The organism is Atribacterota bacterium (assembly GCA_039638595.1).
GTDB lineage: Bacteria > Atribacterota > Atribacteria > Atribacterales > Caldatribacteriaceae > Profundicultor > Profundicultor thermophilus.
In genome coordinates, this window is sequence record JBDIWM010000003.1 from 34,605 (window position 1) to 50,416 (window position 15,812).

At 50.3% G+C, this 15,812-nt stretch carries 12 protein-coding genes; 1 reads left to right on the plus strand and 11 read right to left on the minus strand.

The genetic code is table 11. The features are described from left to right. The first annotated feature begins 39 nt into the window (after nucleotides 1–39). Nucleotides 40–294 (plus strand): hypothetical protein, encoded by a 255-nt coding sequence (locus ABDK92_01520; protein MEN3185301.1) that lies wholly within the window; start codon nucleotides 40–42, stop codon nucleotides 292–294. On the opposite strand, the gene pbpC is transcribed toward ABDK92_01520, so the two are convergent. The 11 genes from pbpC to ABDK92_01575 all read right to left on the minus strand — a co-directional run. Continuing rightward, entirely contained in the window at nucleotides 272–2,554 is a 2,283-nt protein-coding gene (gene pbpC, locus ABDK92_01525; GenBank protein MEN3185302.1) for a penicillin-binding protein 1C, read from the minus strand. The genes ABDK92_01520 and pbpC overlap by 23 nt on opposite strands. Beyond that, on the minus strand, nucleotides 2,488–7,830 hold the full coding sequence (locus tag ABDK92_01530) for an MG2 domain-containing protein (GenBank protein ID MEN3185303.1): 5,343 nt from the start codon (nucleotides 7,828–7,830) through the stop codon (nucleotides 2,488–2,490). The genes pbpC and ABDK92_01530 overlap by 67 nt, the downstream gene beginning before the upstream one ends. A 55-nt stretch (nucleotides 7,831–7,885) precedes the next feature. Beyond that, nucleotides 7,886–8,917, minus strand: a complete 1,032-nt coding sequence (locus ABDK92_01535) for a lysylphosphatidylglycerol synthase transmembrane domain-containing protein (GenBank protein MEN3185304.1) — start codon at nucleotides 8,915–8,917, stop codon at nucleotides 7,886–7,888. A gap of 2 nt (nucleotides 8,918–8,919) precedes the next feature. Further along, entirely contained in the window at nucleotides 8,920–9,525 is a 606-nt protein-coding gene (locus ABDK92_01540) for a hypothetical protein (GenBank protein MEN3185305.1), read from the minus strand. Nucleotides 9,526–9,606: 81 nt separating this feature from the next. Continuing rightward, on the minus strand, nucleotides 9,607–10,200 hold the full coding sequence (locus ABDK92_01545) for a hypothetical protein (GenBank protein MEN3185306.1): 594 nt from the start codon (nucleotides 10,198–10,200) through the stop codon (nucleotides 9,607–9,609). A 135-nt stretch (nucleotides 10,201–10,335) separates the two neighbouring features. Further along, a complete protein-coding gene (locus ABDK92_01550) occupies nucleotides 10,336–10,614 on the minus strand; it encodes a hypothetical protein (protein ID MEN3185307.1) in 279 nt (92 codons plus the stop codon). Between the two features lie 12 nt (nucleotides 10,615–10,626). Then, nucleotides 10,627–12,759 (minus strand): CHAT domain-containing tetratricopeptide repeat protein, encoded by a 2,133-nt coding sequence (locus ABDK92_01555; GenBank protein MEN3185308.1) that lies wholly within the window; start codon nucleotides 12,757–12,759, stop codon nucleotides 10,627–10,629. Nucleotides 12,760–12,773: 14 nt separating this feature from the next. Beyond that, nucleotides 12,774–13,592, minus strand: coding sequence for a hypothetical protein (locus tag ABDK92_01560; protein MEN3185309.1), 819 nt, complete (start codon nucleotides 13,590–13,592; stop codon nucleotides 12,774–12,776). Between the two features lie 15 nt (nucleotides 13,593–13,607). Beyond that, complete coding sequence (locus tag ABDK92_01565; protein MEN3185310.1) at nucleotides 13,608–14,108, minus strand: hypothetical protein; 501 nt, start codon at nucleotides 14,106–14,108, stop codon at nucleotides 13,608–13,610. A 40-nt stretch (nucleotides 14,109–14,148) separates the two neighbouring features. Next, nucleotides 14,149–14,553: a hypothetical protein gene (locus ABDK92_01570; GenBank protein MEN3185311.1), complete on the minus strand. Its 405-nt coding sequence runs from the start codon at nucleotides 14,551–14,553 to the stop codon at nucleotides 14,149–14,151. Between the two features lie 69 nt (nucleotides 14,554–14,622). After that, nucleotides 14,623–15,812, minus strand: a 1,190-nt coding sequence (locus tag ABDK92_01575) for a hypothetical protein (GenBank protein ID MEN3185312.1), incomplete at its 5' end; no start/stop codon positions are given.

Here is a 15,812-nt window from a genome sequence, read left to right on the forward strand (position 1 = left end):
CGATGACATCGATGTTAATCTGGAGAATGGAGGCTACCGTTGTGGTGCGTAACGAGTGATTTACGCTACTTTAGTTTGGATAACGAATCGCCGGTCCGGGAAAAGAAAGGGCGAATCAGGGAAGGAATCGCGGTGATGGTTCGGGGATGCACCAAAGGGATAGCGAAAAAATGGTTATACCATGGGGAACGGAGCTTTGAGGTACTTTCTTCGGGAAGCGCCGGGAAATGGGATATTTTTTATCCCACTGGTGAACGCGTGCTGAAAGACGTTAAAATAACGCTTCGCCTTTGAGGGTCAACGATGGGTACCCCACTTCGATGGTCACGGTATCGGTATTTCCAGAGGGCGAAGAAGCCGTGATGGTGTGGGTTCCCGGAGAGAGGGTGACAAAGAGAGAAGCACCTCTCTTACTTTTTCCCACAAATTCTCCATTCACGAACCAGTACACTTCGTTTTCCTTGGTCTCAGCTCGAAGGGGAAGGCGTAGACCCCGGGTAAGGGGGTTGGGAAGGTATCGTTTCCCGTCCGCTGGGGAAGCAATGGTGAGCGAGATTGTCGGACTTGTGATGGGTGAAGAGCGTTTTTGATCTTCCAGATAGAGGCTCAATTCTTTGGGCCAGAGAGTGACCACCTGTCCATTGTCGAAGCGGTGCAGGTTACAAATTTCCAATCTCGACACTCCTTTGATAAAGGGAGCTTTGCTGCGGTTCTGACAAGCTGGAGAGGGAAGCTTGCCGGAAATGGAACACACTTCTCGCCATTCGATGGTATCGGGGGGAGTGTACCAGGTACTTTTTCCTTGGCTGAGCTTTTGCATAATTTTGACTGCGAGGGGGGTAGCGGTTTGCAGTCCCACCAGTTCCTGGTGGGGTTTCCCGGAGGGATCCCCATACCAGACCACTACGGTGTAATCGGGATTGTAGGCTATAGTCCAGGCATCCCGTAAGCCATAGGAGGTACCGGTTTTAAAGGCAAAAAGGGGGATTGAGCCCCCTTCTTTGTGGTAAAGAGGGGAAAATCTGGTGCGATCGGCCAGAATGTCGGCGATGAGGTAGGAGGTAGCCGGTGAAAATATACGTTTTCCATTTTTCGGTGGTGCATCGCGGAGAAAACTCAGCTCGATGGCTTCTCCTTCACGAGCTAAGGTAAGATAGGCTCGAGCCATCTCCAGTGGGGTCGTTTCGCACCCTCCCAGAATCAGAGCATCACCGTAGTATTCCGGGTTTTTGTTGATATAGGTGAAACCGAGCTGTTGCAGGGTGGAAAGAAAAAGTGAAACACCCACCGCACGCATAACCCGTACCGCTGGAACGTTGAGAGAATAGGAGAGGGCGGTACGGCAGTTCACCGGACCTCGGTACCGCTCGTCGAAGTTACGCGGGATATACCCTCGCAGACCCAGTGGAGTATCAGCAAGAAGTGATGAAGGGGTGTAGCGACCCTCCTCAAAAGCGAGAGCATACGCAAAAGGTTTGAGTGCTGAACCCGGTGAACGAGGGGCCTGCACACAGTCTACCCAGTCTCCCTCTTCTTCGAATCGGGCATTTCCCACATAGGCGAGAACCTGTCCGGTTTTATTCTCCACGATCAGGGCACAGGCGGTCACTTCTTTGGGAAGAGTGGCAACGGCTTCTTTCATCGCTTTTTCAAGCCAGATTTGGAGTTCAAAGGAAAGAGAGGAAAAAACCGGGGAAGGGAAGAGGGTGCGGAGGAATTCGGTTGCATGGTAAGCATACCGGGGGAATCCGGCTGGTTTTGGGGGAAGGGATTCTTTGGTAGCCATGGCGTACTCGATTGTGGTAATAACCCCACGCCGATAGAGGATATCAAGGATGATAAGGCGTTTCCTCTTTGCCCGTTCCGGGTATTTATCGGGTCGGAGCCGTTCTGGCTCGGGAAGCATGCCGATGAGGATTGCAGCTTCTCCGAGGGAAAGGTTACGGGCATTTTTCCCAAAATAGAAAAGGGAAGCTGCTTCCACCCCCCGGATATTCTTGCCTAAGGGGACCCGGTTTAGATAGGTTTCGAGGATTTTTTCTTTGGAAAGACGCCGTTCCAATTTCAGGGCCATCACGACTTCTTTCGTTTTCTGGAAGATACTCCTTTCCCCAGGATGGGTCATGCGGATGAGCTGAGTCGTTATGGTGGAAGCACCGGAAACGATACGTCGTTCCCGAAAATTATGGAACAAGGCTCTCCCCAGGGATAGAAAATCAAAGCCCCGGTGGCGGAAAAAACGGCGATCCTCGATTTCGACTGCAAGGAGCGGAAGCCACTTCCCCATGGCGTCGAGCTCTACCGGAATACACCACTCGTCCTCTACAGAACGAAAAACCCGGAGGATTTTCCCTTCCTGACTCAGGATCAGGGGTGAAGAGGAGTAGGAAAGGATTCGCTCTGGATTGACCGAGATACTCTGGAAAAGAAACACGAGAAGGATAAGTGGGGCAAAAAAGAGGAAACCCCACTTATCCTTCTGTCCTTTTACTCTCTCCGTACCACCACGCTCCCCTCTTCGCCAAGTGCTGAGATGGCTGGATTGTACATGCACTCTGCCTTGACCTGAGGGATGGCGAACCTTCCCGCGGTAATGGCCCGTACCGTGTAACGGTATTCAAAGGTTCCATGAAGGTTGGGTATAAAGAGGATCAGCCGATCATCCCGGATTTCAAGATGGAGCGGGGAGCTCTCTTCTTCCCCCTCGTAACTGACGCTTGTGGCCAGGCGTGGATTTTCCACCTCCAGTCCCCCAGGAAGTGGATCAACGATCACCACGTTTTCTAAAGGCTGGGCTGTGGCGACCTGGAGGAGCACTTCGAGTATCTCTCCTCGTTTCACATTCTGAAGGTTCTGGGGATTGCCAGTAGTATTGAGATAGGTCCGTTTGATTTCTATTCCATGTTGCCATGGTTTTTGGGGAGTGATTGGGAATCCGCTGATATTCCAGAGATAAAAGAGTCTTCCTGAGACCTGGTTCTCAATCTGGAAGGAGGAGGGAAGAGTCTCCGTGGAAAGGGTTACCTTTTCTTGGTTCACAAACTGCTGGATTTCCCGGCCAGTGGTATCATACATGGTGAAAGTAATATAGGGGAGGAAGGTTTGTCCTGCGAAGTACTCACTGAGAGCCAGAACCAAGAAGGCGCTTTCCTGGGTGGTGAGGTATTCACTTTGGGGGAGGAGCTCGCGGATGCGGTTGACGATGGTGGTAGCCTGGGCTGAAGATGGGTCAAGTCGGAGGGTAAGGAGGAGTTGCAGGGCCAGTTTCCGCAGCGATGATTCGTAAATCTCTCCGGTTTGAGGTGCTGTTTCGAAAGTTGGTGTATACCCTCCAGCCAGCTCTAAAGCCACGTCTTTTTGTCCAGCTTCAGCGTAGGCAAGGGCTAACAGTAAAAGTCCTGATTCATGGAGAAGCGAACGTTTTTCCCGAAGGTGTTCCATCCAGGCTAAAGGCGCTTCGCCCTGAAGGGTAAGGACATAGGCGGCATAAGCCTGGGATGAAAAGAGGTTGCGCAGGTACCATTCCTCTTCAGAATAGGGCTGGAGAGTCAAAAGGGTGAGGAGAAAATTCCGGGCATCTTGAAGGGTCTCCTGAGGAATAGGCCATCCTCTCTTTTGGGCTTCCTGCAAGAAATGAGTCGCATAGGCTGAGTCCCAGAAACTGCTCTGCGACCCACCTGGCCAGGGGCTGAAACCTCCTTCGTAGGTCTGCATGGAGAGAATGCGTCGAATACGCTTTTCCATGGCATTCCTAATTTCGCTTTCGTTAACCAGGAGTGGGTCAACATCCCGTAAAAGGTCAGGGAGGAGCAGAAGTCCCCAGGCTGAGGAAACGGTCTGTTCCACGCATCCATAGGGGTACTCAAAGAGGAATGATCCGAGGCGCGTCAAGTCCACCCTGGGTGATGGAGCAATGGTGCAATACCCCCTGATGCTTCCCGGAAGCCAGGCAGTTGGAAGGTCAACCCGCTTTCGTTCCGATGGTTCGATTTTTCCGCCCCCGGCAAGGGTGATTCTCGGGGTGATTGGTCGGATGAGGAACGAAACCCGGTCTTCCCGGGTACCACCAGAAAAGATGGTTTTCACGGTGAGGATGCCTTCTCCCAAGAGGTCTTTTACTTTCATAGTGATGAACTCTATAATTCGCCCACCCGGCGTAATTTCCACGCGTAGTTCCTTGGGACCCTCAATTTCTACCAGGCCATTTTCGCTCATTACCACTTCCACCGTTTCGGTATATTCGGAATGCGAAAAGATGGAGAGGGCGACTTCAAAGGCATCACCTGGGGCGACGGCTTTGGGGGCCACCACTTCGGTGACCACCTTGTCTGTGCTTAAGACCTCCTTTTCTCCGGAACCAAACCGTTCTCCTTTCATGGCTACGGCCACAAGCTTTAAGCGCCCATCAAAGTCCGGAATTTCAAACTCGGCGCTGGCCTTCCCTTGCGCATCGGTTTTGAGGGTGGGCAGGAAGAACGAAACGATCTTGAATGCCCGGGGTCGCAGGGGGGCAAATTCGTCGGCCAGAAATTTTGCGGCTTCCCCTCCAGCTGGGTGAAGGAGTGGCGTAGTGGCGAGTTCTGGAGCAATGAGGTCGTTGTAAGGATCAAAGGTTCCCACCGTGAGCTGTCGTTTTTCATTAAAGAACGTCCAGGGGTCGGGAGTTTTTTCTGCGGTGAGCTGTAGGAGTCCTACGTCAACGAGTGCCAGTGAAAGTTCTACTCCATGAACCGGATTTCCAAATATATCCCGAACGGTGATTTGTACCGGAAGCGTGGTTTTGGGTCGAATGGTGTTTGGGGCGTCGATGGTGATGACAAGATGCGTCGGTATGCGGTTAAGAAATACGGGAATGGTTCCCAGGGCCCGACGAGGAAGCGGTTCTTCCGCATCGGCTTTCCGCACCATGGTCATGGAGCAATAAGCATTGGGACTCATGGCCTCGGTGACAGGAATTGTGATGGTGCCTTTTCCACTCTCGACGTCAATCACCTTTTGAAAGAGGATGCGATCGGTTTCCACGGTGATGAGTGCTTTCCCAGCAAATGGTGCCTGATAGGTGATGAGCGCTTCTTCACCGGGGTAATAGATCTTTTGGTCACTTTGCATGGTAATCCGGTCAAACAGAGCTTCCCCTTCGGGGAGAAATCCGTATTTCCCGTAGACAGAGAAACGTTGCGTGGAGGTGTTGCCGGATTCAGGGTCACTCACTTCCAGAAGGTATTCACCGTAATTGGAGGGGGTGAAAGTGTATTTCCCCATTCCTCTTGAAAGTGAAATAGCCTCTTCTTTTTGCAGAGAGAGTTCTTCTTCTGCCTTATACCTCATTTTTCCTTCGCTTTCGGTAAGGACGTAGTGACGAATGACCTGGTAGATCCGGGCAGTGAGCGTGGTGATACGTTCTTCCACGTTCCCGTCTGGTTTAACGACTGCAACCTGAAAATCAACCGGTTGTCCAGGTTCCTGGTCTTTCTGGAAATACTTGATACCCAGAAAGTAAGGGTAGAGATAAAAGGGAAGTACAAGATGCTGGCTCACCCCTCGTCCGGCTGGGTCGTTCAGGGTGAATGTGAATCTGGCTCGCAGGGAGGGAGGAGCGATCAAGTCAGCCGGGGTAAGGAAACGCACGGAAGTTCTTCCATGCTCATCCAGTATGCCTTCTCCCAGAGGGAGTTTCAGGGTGGCGAAGGTAATCTCCGGATTACCAAATTGAAATCCCTGCCAGTTCGGATGAGTGAAGGTATCGGCTTCAATAGTCACTTCACCGGTGTACGGTATTCCGGAAGCCTTGGTTCCAAAAAGGTATTCACCCTCAAGAAGAATGTCAACCTCCGCCCCCGGGCCTAAGAAATCCCTGTCGCAGGAGAGGGAAAGACGCATACGGGGTGGGGTGAATTCTTCGACCAGGAAACTCTTCTCCCCCAGAGGTTGGTTTTCGCCTCCCGGGAGGCTGCAACGGATACGGTATGTCCCGGTGGGAGCGTTCTCGGGAAGAGTAAAATCGAAGGCTGCACCACCTTCTTCAGAAAGGAGTACCGTCTTTTGGATGAGGGTTCTTCCAAACGGGGTTACCACGGTGAAAAGAAGCGGGAAAGGAGATGGTGGTGCAAGCGATGGTCCCCGCAGTATAGCTTTAGTGTCGACTTTCTCTCCCGGTCGGAAAACTCCCCGGGGGAGGTAGAGAAAGGTTTCGTACCCTCTACGAAGATACTCTTTGCCGGTAACGTCAAATCCACTCAGAGCAAAGAGTTCGTTGCGCAAAACCAGAAAGGAAACATCACCGTTTTGGGAAACCATCACCACGTATGGAGCCGTACTTCCTTCACCCCAGGGTTCTTCCCGTTCTAAAAAGAGTACGCCTTCAGCGTCGCACTTTCCTTGGGCCAGAATCTGGTTGGAACGAGAAAGCACCTTGACTTCAGCACCAGGAATAGGCTGGCCTTTTTCTAAAGAATTCACCCAGATGAGTATACCCCGGGGAAAGAGTTTGGCGGTGGGGGCAATATCGGTGAGAATCACAATTTGTTCCGCCCGAATCCAGGTTGAGGCTTCGTCTTCAGCGGTGAGGAGATATGCTCCTCGCTTTCCACCAGTGAGCATTTCTAAATCAATGGCTTTGCGGGTGAGTGTGTTAGGCTGGGCGTCGTTAAAGAGAACTTCTTCGTAGACGAGCTCTGAAAGAAGATCTGGGGGTATACCGTAGACTTCTGCGAAGGCCAGTGGGAGATTGTTTTCGTAAATTCTCCAGAGACTGAGTTTAACCCGATTAACGTTCACCGTTTCGACTGGTATACGGGCACCCCTGGTTGGAGAAAGGTAAATGCCCCGGGTGGGGAAGGCAATCGAAGGATACACATCGGGGATGATGAATGCCTTGACAAAATCTTTCTGAAGTTTCGCCCCGGTTTGAGCGTTAAGCCCTTTTTTGAGGGTCACCACCAGGCGGCTGCGAGGTGCGAAGTTGCCGGTGATTTCAAATCCGTAATACGTGGTTCTCACGGTAAAGGGAGTGGAGGGGTCAATCTGGATGAAACTGTGAAGGGTGCGAGGGTCCGGCGGTGTGGAAGTGTTGAAAGAGATGGTTACATTCTTTGGTCCTGTAAAGTAGACGTAGCTTCCGGTGATTTCAAACTCGTAGGTAGCTTCGAGTTTCTTTTGGTAATTTGTTTCTAATCCCAGCGGTCCCTTTTCGCTGGTTAATCCTGCCAGAATCTCCAAAAACACAGTTGGGCTTTGGAGGGGTGAGGTGGTGAGAAAGAGCTTGGTGCTTGCTGGTCCAAGGGGAAGCTGGTACGGGATTTCCTGCCCTTTTTCATTCTTTAAGGTGAGAAACCCCCGTAGTTTCTGGGGCGAAACCGGGAGAGAAAAATCGATTTGAATGACGATGCTCCCGTCCGGATTATAGTCAACCTGCTTGGCCTCTTTGACCTTAAGGGGTGCGGTTTTGAAGGTGAAATCGTGCCGTCCGGAGAGGAGCCTTCCTTCTTTGTCGGCAAAATCGTCGTTGAACCGGAAGGTGTAGATGGTGGCTTCCTTCAGGGCCCCCTTAAGTTTTACCAAGAGCGTTTTCGGGTCTTCCCACCGGAATTGTCCGGGAAGGTGGGGAGTAATCCGAAAAGGAGCCTGGATGATGTCCTGGGCCATTCCCACGTTTTCGCTTTTGACCATCTCGGCCGAGAAAGTCACCTTTATCTCTGAAAGGTTCAGCGGTACAACCGAATCAGGTGCTGGAACAATGGAAACGATAACCGGTCCCGAGGAGTCCTGTGCCAGAAGAGGCAGGGCACAGAAAATTCCCAAAAGGAGAATAAGAAAAAAAATGACTTTCATAATTATCCCTCCCTTAACTTACTCTATGGTAGCACCGCGGGAAGACGTTGTAAAGTTAAACTTTGCGGATACTCCGTAAGAAAGTGATACCTCCCACCACCAGGGTAAGGTAATAGCTGAAAATACGCCATAGGAAAACCAGGGTTCCAGCGTGGGTATCTCCCAGAAAGGGAGCGAAGGTTGAAGTAAGGGCCAATTCAATACCTCCACTTCCTCCAGGGGTGGGGGTCAAGCGGAAGAGGAAGAAGGTAGGGATTTGGAGTTTCACCACTTCAAAAAGAGGGAGGTTCCCGCCTATGGTGAGAATGATGAAATACGTGATGGCAAAAGTAAAAAAGAAGTGGAGGGTGTAAAATCCGATGTTCAGAGCAAAGTAGTACGGTTTCTTAAAGAAGATGAGCTGAAAACCTGACCGAAATTCGTTCAGAAAATCTAAAGCCGCTTCCAGAGCCATTTTCTCATTATACCGTGCGTAGCGGGGAAAGTATCGTTTGGGGATTTTCACCATCTTTTCGATGAGGCTCGGGAGTATTCTCCGATTCTGAGAAAGGACAAAAAAGAGGGCAAGACCGATACCGTAGGCTAGAAAAATGAAAAGCATGGTCCTGAAAAAGAGGGAAAAAGGAACCGCAGCAGGGACTAAGAGAAAAAGCACCAGAAATCCCACTTGGTAAAGGAGTCCACAACTCAAAGAAAGACTCCCCGCCTCTCCCCAGGTAAATCCCAGTTTGTGGAGCAGGTAGATTTCTGCTGCTCCGCCGCCGGTATTGGAGGGGGTGACACCGGCTAAAAAGTGGGTTGATAAAACCACAGTCAAGGCGTTACGAAACGAAATGCCCTTCTGCCAGGCCCGGGTGATTAACACTAATCGTAGAGCGTCGGTGAACCAGGACAAGAACACAAAAGTGAAAGCCGGCAGGAGGTAAAAAGGGAAACGGAGTGTCAAGGTGGTTTGTTCGCCCTGGAAGTGCATCCAGAGAAAAACAGAAAGGACGCTCCCTAAGCTGATGGCCACTGCAAGGAAAGAACGTCGAATGAGCTTGGAGGTTTCAAAAAACCGCTTGGTTCCTGACTCGCCACCTTCCATTTTTATGATTCTTCCCTTCCGTAACGAAGATACAAGTGGGGAAAGAAGAGCATGAGGAAAAAGGCGTTGAGAAGCAAACCCACTGTAGGAATGAGACCAAGCAGAAAGGCAATGAACACATAGAGAAGGAGAGGAAGAAAATTTTTGTCCCTAAACACGAACCGGGACATAAAGGCCATGGATTTGTCAAACGTGGTTTTTTCAACCACAACCTGGGGAACGGTGATCATAAAGAGGGCGGCAAGAATGATTCCTGGCACAATATAGAAAGAAAATCCCAGGGATACAATCACCGTGACAAGAATCACGGCAATCATGACCTTTCCCAGTTTTTGGGAAAGCTTCACCCAAGTTTCCTGGAGGTTGGCCTTTTCCCCTCGGAAGTATTGCTCAAGGAGCAGAGTCACCCAGGCCATATCGAAAAGAATCACTGCGAAACGAATGAGGCTCATCACGAAAATTTCCCAGCGGACAAAAACTCCTCGCATAGATAGAGTAAGGACCAGGATAAACACACTGGTCATTCCAATTGGTACAAGGATCACTGGAACTTTTCCCAGAAGCTCAAGCGGGACCCGGAACGATTCCTCAAGGTTGATTTTCGCCACTACCATTCCTCCTTTTTCAGCATTTCCTTTTAATTATACCGTAACCTTTTCCTCAGGTTGAGGGGGTTGACCCCCTCAACCTTACTGTGCTTCGATCCGGGTAAAAAACACTTCAATCCATGGGGAAGCGTTCTGGTATTCGGTGGTCGGTAAAACAAGGAGGATAAGGAGGGTTTTGCCAGAGAGGGTCCCTACCAATGTGGCATACTCCACGCCGGTTTCAGGGTTTTTCGAACTATAGAGGGCCACCTGAACGGGATTTCCCGTGAAGCTTTGCAACTGAGAGGCACCGTGAAAATTCTTCCCCTGGACAGCCTGGGCCACGATTCCCTGGACTGCGGCGTCGTTCTCCAGTGCCATAATCACCAGTTGTCCCTGATTGGGGGTGGCGTACACCGCGCCATTATCGAGTTTCTGGGTAAGGGAAGCGCCCTGGGGGAGAGGAATGCGAAATCGTCCTTGAGGGTTCTGATACGTCCAATACTCAGAACTCGTAGTTTCTGGAACACTAAGACTTGGAAGTCCCTGGGATGGAGCTGTGGTAGATGATGGTGGGGTGTAGGGTGTTGCTGTGGAAAGGCTATCAACGACGATGAGTCCGCGGGTAATCTCAATAAGTTGGGGCTCAAGCTGGAAAAATTGGGTGCTCAGGCAGTCGAAAAGAAGGGTATACACTTGATTGTCAAGGAGGAAAAGAAACGCCAGTCCTTGTAGTTCATTGGGGTTCCCCTGGACTCGAAAGAGAAACTCGTGACGCAGGCCCGAAAGACCGCTCCATTCAAAAGGAGTGGTTTCCTGAAGGGTATAGCTTTAGAAAAGGGTCAGTAGGGATTGACTCACCTGCTGGAAGTAGTCCTGGAGAGTGAGGGAAGCCGGTACCGGTTCGGTGGCAAAAATGAGTTCGGCTTGCGCAATTCCCTGCTCATTGATGAGGAAGGCACGCAATTTCTGTTGCGGGGTGAGGGGTTCAACCGGTGTCCAGCCAGGAGGGATATTCAGAGTCAACCCTCTTTCCCCAAAGGCTTCCTGAACAAAGATTGCTAAGCAAAGGGTGATGACCAGGATAAGAAAAACCATTCTTTTCATCATTATCAACCTCCTTTATTGTTCTTTCCCAATCAGAATGAAGGGAGCCCAGTGGAAAGGGTGTTCATACGTGTTTGCCACATCAATCTGGGCTCGCCAGAGGGCTTCCGCTTTGGGAAGTCCCTCCACAATGTGGCGATAAAAATTCACGAAGAGGTCTCTGGTGGAGCGGTCGCTCACACTCCAGAGGCTGGCGATGAGCGATGATGTCCCAGCGTAGAAAAAGGAACGGGTGAATCCAATGAGTCCTTCAGTAGGACTGTATTGCCCCAAAGCGGTCTGGCAGGCACTTAAAACCACGAGGTCAGTCTGCAAGGTGGTGAAAAAAATCTCTCCAGCCAGAAGGAAACCGTCGTTTTCCCGGTCGGGAGCAAGGAGAATCGTGCTCTGAAGAGGGGATTGCTCGTCTGGTGAACCATGTGTGGAGAGATGCACGATGCTGGCTTGTTGGACCAATCGGTAAAAGGCAGATTCTGTAGCCTCTTCGCCGAAAAGGAGCAGAGGATTTGGGAATAGTTGGCCAATCGTTCTCACCTCTTCCTCGGCCCCCGGAAGAGGGGGAATATCGGGATCAGAAAATTTTGGGTTTCCAAAACCCAGAAATCGCCCCGAAGGGTTCCCCTCTTTCTTTCGAGAATAGAAGTAGGTATTGAGGGAGGGAGCGTAGAAAAAGAGATACTCTCCTAGGAGATACCGCCCTCTTCGGGTAAGGGCCTGAAAGGGAAGAAAAGAGAGGGAACGATGGGGGATAAGGAGTATTTTTGTTTTCTCTTGGAAGTGTTCTTCCAGGGGAACAAAGAGTGTTTCACACAGAGCATTGGTAAGAGAGACAAAGTCTTCTTCTGTAGGGCTGGCGAGTTTCTTTCGCAAAAGAGCAACTTTTTCGTAGAGCACGTTTTCCCCCACTGGGAGTTCAAAGCCACTGATGGTCGAAGTGGTGATAATCCAGACGAAGGTCTTGTCTGGAAGGACAAAGTAATCGAGCACCACCACATCTTCGGGAATTGATTTTTGCATCTCGTAAAACGATAGAGGAGAGACTGCGACCATTGACAGAAGTTCCGGGGAAGAGATTTTTAGTTCCTCATAGAGGAGATGGAGCTTTTTCTCCACCTGGGCCAATTCTTCGGTAACTTTCCAGAGTGCTATCGTGTCCTGTCTTACCTCGACCTTTTTGGCTTCAAGACGCGCTTTTTCCCGTTCCCAGGCCTTGATCTTCTCCATTACCTCCATGTCTTTGGATTTCACCTGTACCGATTGTCCCACCATCACATCAAGGAAACTCCTGGCTTTTACTCGCTCGGAGAGATTGAAGGCTTCTTCGATTCTTCCCTCACGGAAGAGCGCTTCCATGAGAAACTCATATACCGCAAGCCGGCTCTGGGTGAGACAAATGCGATCACTCACTTCCTCCATCCGATTACGGGTTTTCTCCACGATTTCGATGGCTTCATGGAGATGTATGAAGGCCTTCTCCTTCTCATTACGCTTCAACTCCACTTCTCCAAGCCCCAGAAGGGCGTAGAAACGCAATGACCGGAGGGCACTCCCTTCGAGCTCCTGTAAAGCTCTTTCAAAATGGCTTTGTGCTTCATCAAGGTCATTGTTCTCCATCCTGACGTATCCCAGGTTCATTTCCACCTGAGCCATACCTTCTTTGTCAACAAGCACTTCATAAATGGAGTGGGCAATATACAGAACCTCTTCGGCCCGCTCAAGGTTTTTAGTCATCACATGGAGACTGGCGATGCTGTTCAAGAGGTTAGCTGTATCTCTTTTGGCATCGAGCTCTTTGAGTATACGGTAGGCGTGTTCGTAATAAGGAAGGGCTTCTTGGAGTTTTCCCATAGCCTTGTAGAGCATTCCCAAGTTACCAAGGATAAGCGCTCCACCAGAGTACTGGTCTTTGAGCCCGAATGCTTCCTCATACGCTTTTTTCAAATACCGCTCGGCGTTCCCGAAATCACCCAGGTAGAAGGAAAGAACCCCAAGATTGGTCAACACTCCAAGGTCTTCGGACATTTGGTGGCTTTCCTGTATTTCCAGAGCTTCTTTCAGGGCTTTTCTGGCTTCGCCATATTCTCCCCATCGGGTGAAAAGAACCGCTTGGTTATTGAGCGCCCATACTTTTTCCTGAGGAAGGTCCATTCCCTCAGCATGTTCTAAAGCAACCCGAAGGTGTTTGAGGGCTTCATCTTCCTCCCCGAGGTATCTTCCTCCCCGAGGTATTCGCTCAGGATCTGAGCGAGATTGAGGCGAACCACAAGCTCTACCCAGCGCAGATTCCTTCCTGTGCTGAAAGATAGCGCTCTTTGTGCGTATTCCAGGACTTTTTCCGGGTTTTCTTCCTGGAGAAAAACCCGGCTCATGTGGTTGAGGGTCAGTCCCCGGGTTTCAGGGTAGAATACCGCTTCCTTTTCGGCTTCTTCCCAGTCTTTTCGGGCTTCACCAAAGCGATTTTCATGGAAATGCATCACCCCCAGATGGAAGAGGTACATCTCCTGGTACATCCCTTTGAGGTGCTGGGCAAGTTTTTCCAGTTCTGTAAGGTAGTTCTGAGCTTCTTCCCAGTAATTGAGATTGGTAGCGACTCGCACCAGGGTTTCGAGGGCTAGAAATTGATACTGCTCATGATGCAGCTTCGTATAGATGGGATAGGCCTGTGCAAGGTGGATAAATGCTTCCTGAAATTTTCCCTGGCGGGAAAGTGCCCGGGCTGAAAAAAGTTCGTAATGGGCTTGCAGCAATTCGTTGTTGTGGAGAAGCCCGAGAATCATAAAATATCGGGCTTTCTCCAGAGCTTGGGAGTAATTCCCCTCAAGGTAGAGCCCGTCAATCTCCCGTTCCAGGGTGGTCGCAAAGTCAGGGACTTCTTCTGGCGGGATGCGCGCGGATTGAATGATGATGGTGACTCCATCGATGGGTTGTGCCAGGGCAACACCCGAAAAAAATACGACCACAAGAAGAAAAAGTTTTTTCAAGGTTCACGCCTCTTTTTACTGTGGCAAATTGATTTGGGGCACGCTTCCCCCGGTTGCTGACCCCGCTTTCGCTACGGATTCAAAGGAGGCAATCATGTGGTTGAAGTACTTTTGCATTTTTTCCTGGAAAACTTCCTGTGGTGCATAGCAAAGAAGAGCTCCCGATAAGGAGTACTGCGCTACGGGTACGTATAGCACGTACGATTGGAGCACAATGGTCATATTTCTTCCCTGATAATTTCCACTTAACACCACCTGGCCATAAGTCATGCTGAGGCCAGATTTTGCTGCCTGGGGGTCGCTTTTGAAATCCTGGCTCTGGATGGCAAGATTCTCCACGTTCTGGGAAAGTATGCCCACCACTTGCTGTGCCAACTCTTCGGCAGTTCTTATCATGGGGTTTTGGATGGCAAGATACGCGTTCAAAGCCACAAGCCCCGTTGCATCTTCGGCAAATACTGCAGACTTATTAAAAACATCGACGTTGATGAACCACCCGTCCGGGTATTCCACCACTCCCCTGATAAGGGGGTTATATCCGAAGGCCCGTCCCAGGTCAAACTGTTTCCACCGAATAGTAACCTGAGGTGGGGGGAGTAATGGTAATCCCTCCTGGCTGAGTCTGTCCTCCGAGATTGGGAAGCAACCCTCCCGAGGCCGGTAAACTCAATGGAGCTTGCGGGGTGGCACCTGGGGAAGGAAGACCAGGCGATGGTTCTGTGGTCGTACCACCTATGGGAGGAAGTCCAGGTGGCTCTCCTGGACGAGAAAACGAGGGAAGCCCACTGCGAGTTTCCCCGGAATTAAGATTCCCTGAACCTAAAATGGATAGCGAGGATTCCTTTTTGGTATCGATGACGGTCGAGTCAGGAAGAATCAGCAAGTTAGGGTTTTCGTTTGCCAGCGCCCCAAAAGAGAGAGCGAACACCAGAAAGGTACACGTAAGAACAAAACACTTCATCTCTATCCCCTCCTTGGTTCTTGTTTACTTTATTATATCATTTTTCGGTACGAGAGCCCCCTTTTGGGGTTACATCACGTACATCCCCCAGGTGTAAGCAAGTACGTAGAGGCAGAGCATGGTGAGAGAGAAAAAGGTCAATATTTCATCCAAGATCTTTCTCTGGGAAAGTTGGGCAAGGAAGATATAAAGGGGGAACATGGTCGTCGTGTATCGTGGAGCACTTAAAAGCCAGGTGGCGGAAAAAGAGATAAAAAGGAGGGTGAACATATAGGCCACATAGGAAAGGCGCATCTGCCAGAGGGAGCCCATGAGACAAATAAGGGAGAGTAAAAGAACGAAGAGTTGTGGAATCCATAGGGCCACGCGATTAACTGGTTTCCAGGTAAGGACCATGATGACCTGGTTTTTGATGTTCTCGGCGAAAAACCCAAAACCCTGATGCCAGTGTTCTCGAAGATAGGTCAAAAAACAGAACCAGTTGCCGGTGACCACACGGTTCAAAAAGAGGTAAAGGAAAATACCCAGCACGATGAGCCCGAATCCAGTTAAAAACTGCCCGAAGGTCTTTTTTATTTCCTGGTATGTCCTCTTGCGGACGTGGCCGAAGAGCTCTACGGCTTGCAGGTACTCGATGGAAAAGGGGATGAGGAGGAAAAAACCAAAATTTCTGGTCAGAGAAGCCAAGAGTCCGAAAATGCCGGCGATAACCCATCGTTTTTGCCTCATGGCATAAAAGCACAGGACACTCAGGGCCAGAAACAGGCTCTCAGTAAAAACCAGACTAAGGAAAAAGGTATAGGGAAAAATGAGCACCCACTTGACGCATTTTCTGGCTACCGTGATTGAGTAGTCGAGTTGGACAAGCTTGTAGAGGTAGGTGCAGGCGACGATGAGGCTCACCATGGAGACCATGAGGCCGGCAAGGAAATAGTCTGGAAAAACGAAGCGAAAAAGTCGGATGAGAAGAGGATAGAGTGGGAAAAAGACGATGAAAAGTCTCTCTTCACCGGCGTTTGTGTACCAGTTCTCTGCCAGCCACAGGTAGTGGCTGGAATCCCATCGCTCCCAGATGATGCGGGACGAGGCAACGATGCCAGGCAGTTCGTTGTTGCGCAAAACGTAACCTAAATATCCAAAAAGGAGAATGGATAAGCGAGTTGCGAGAATCAGAACGAAAACGAAACATACAAGCCGGAGTGTTTTTTGACTTCCAATTCTTGCCCGGAAACTTTTTAGGTATGTTTTGACGCGCTGTA

Coding starts and splice junctions, on each gene's coding strand:
- ABDK92_01530 (MEN3185303.1), bottom strand. CDS start 7,830: ATGAAAGTCATTTTTTTTCTTATTCTCCTTTTGGGAATTTTCTGTGCC.
- ABDK92_01535 (MEN3185304.1), bottom strand. CDS start 8,917: ATGGAAGGTGGCGAGTCAGGAACCAAGCGGTTTTTTGAAACCTCCAAG.
- ABDK92_01550 (MEN3185307.1), bottom strand. CDS start 10,614: ATGATGAAAAGAATGGTTTTTCTTATCCTGGTCATCACCCTTTGCTTA.
- ABDK92_01555 (MEN3185308.1), bottom strand. CDS start 12,759: ATGGACCTTCCTCAGGAAAAAGTATGGGCGCTCAATAACCAAGCGGTT.
- ABDK92_01570 (MEN3185311.1), bottom strand. CDS start 14,553: ATGAAGTGTTTTGTTCTTACGTGTACCTTTCTGGTGTTCGCTCTCTCT.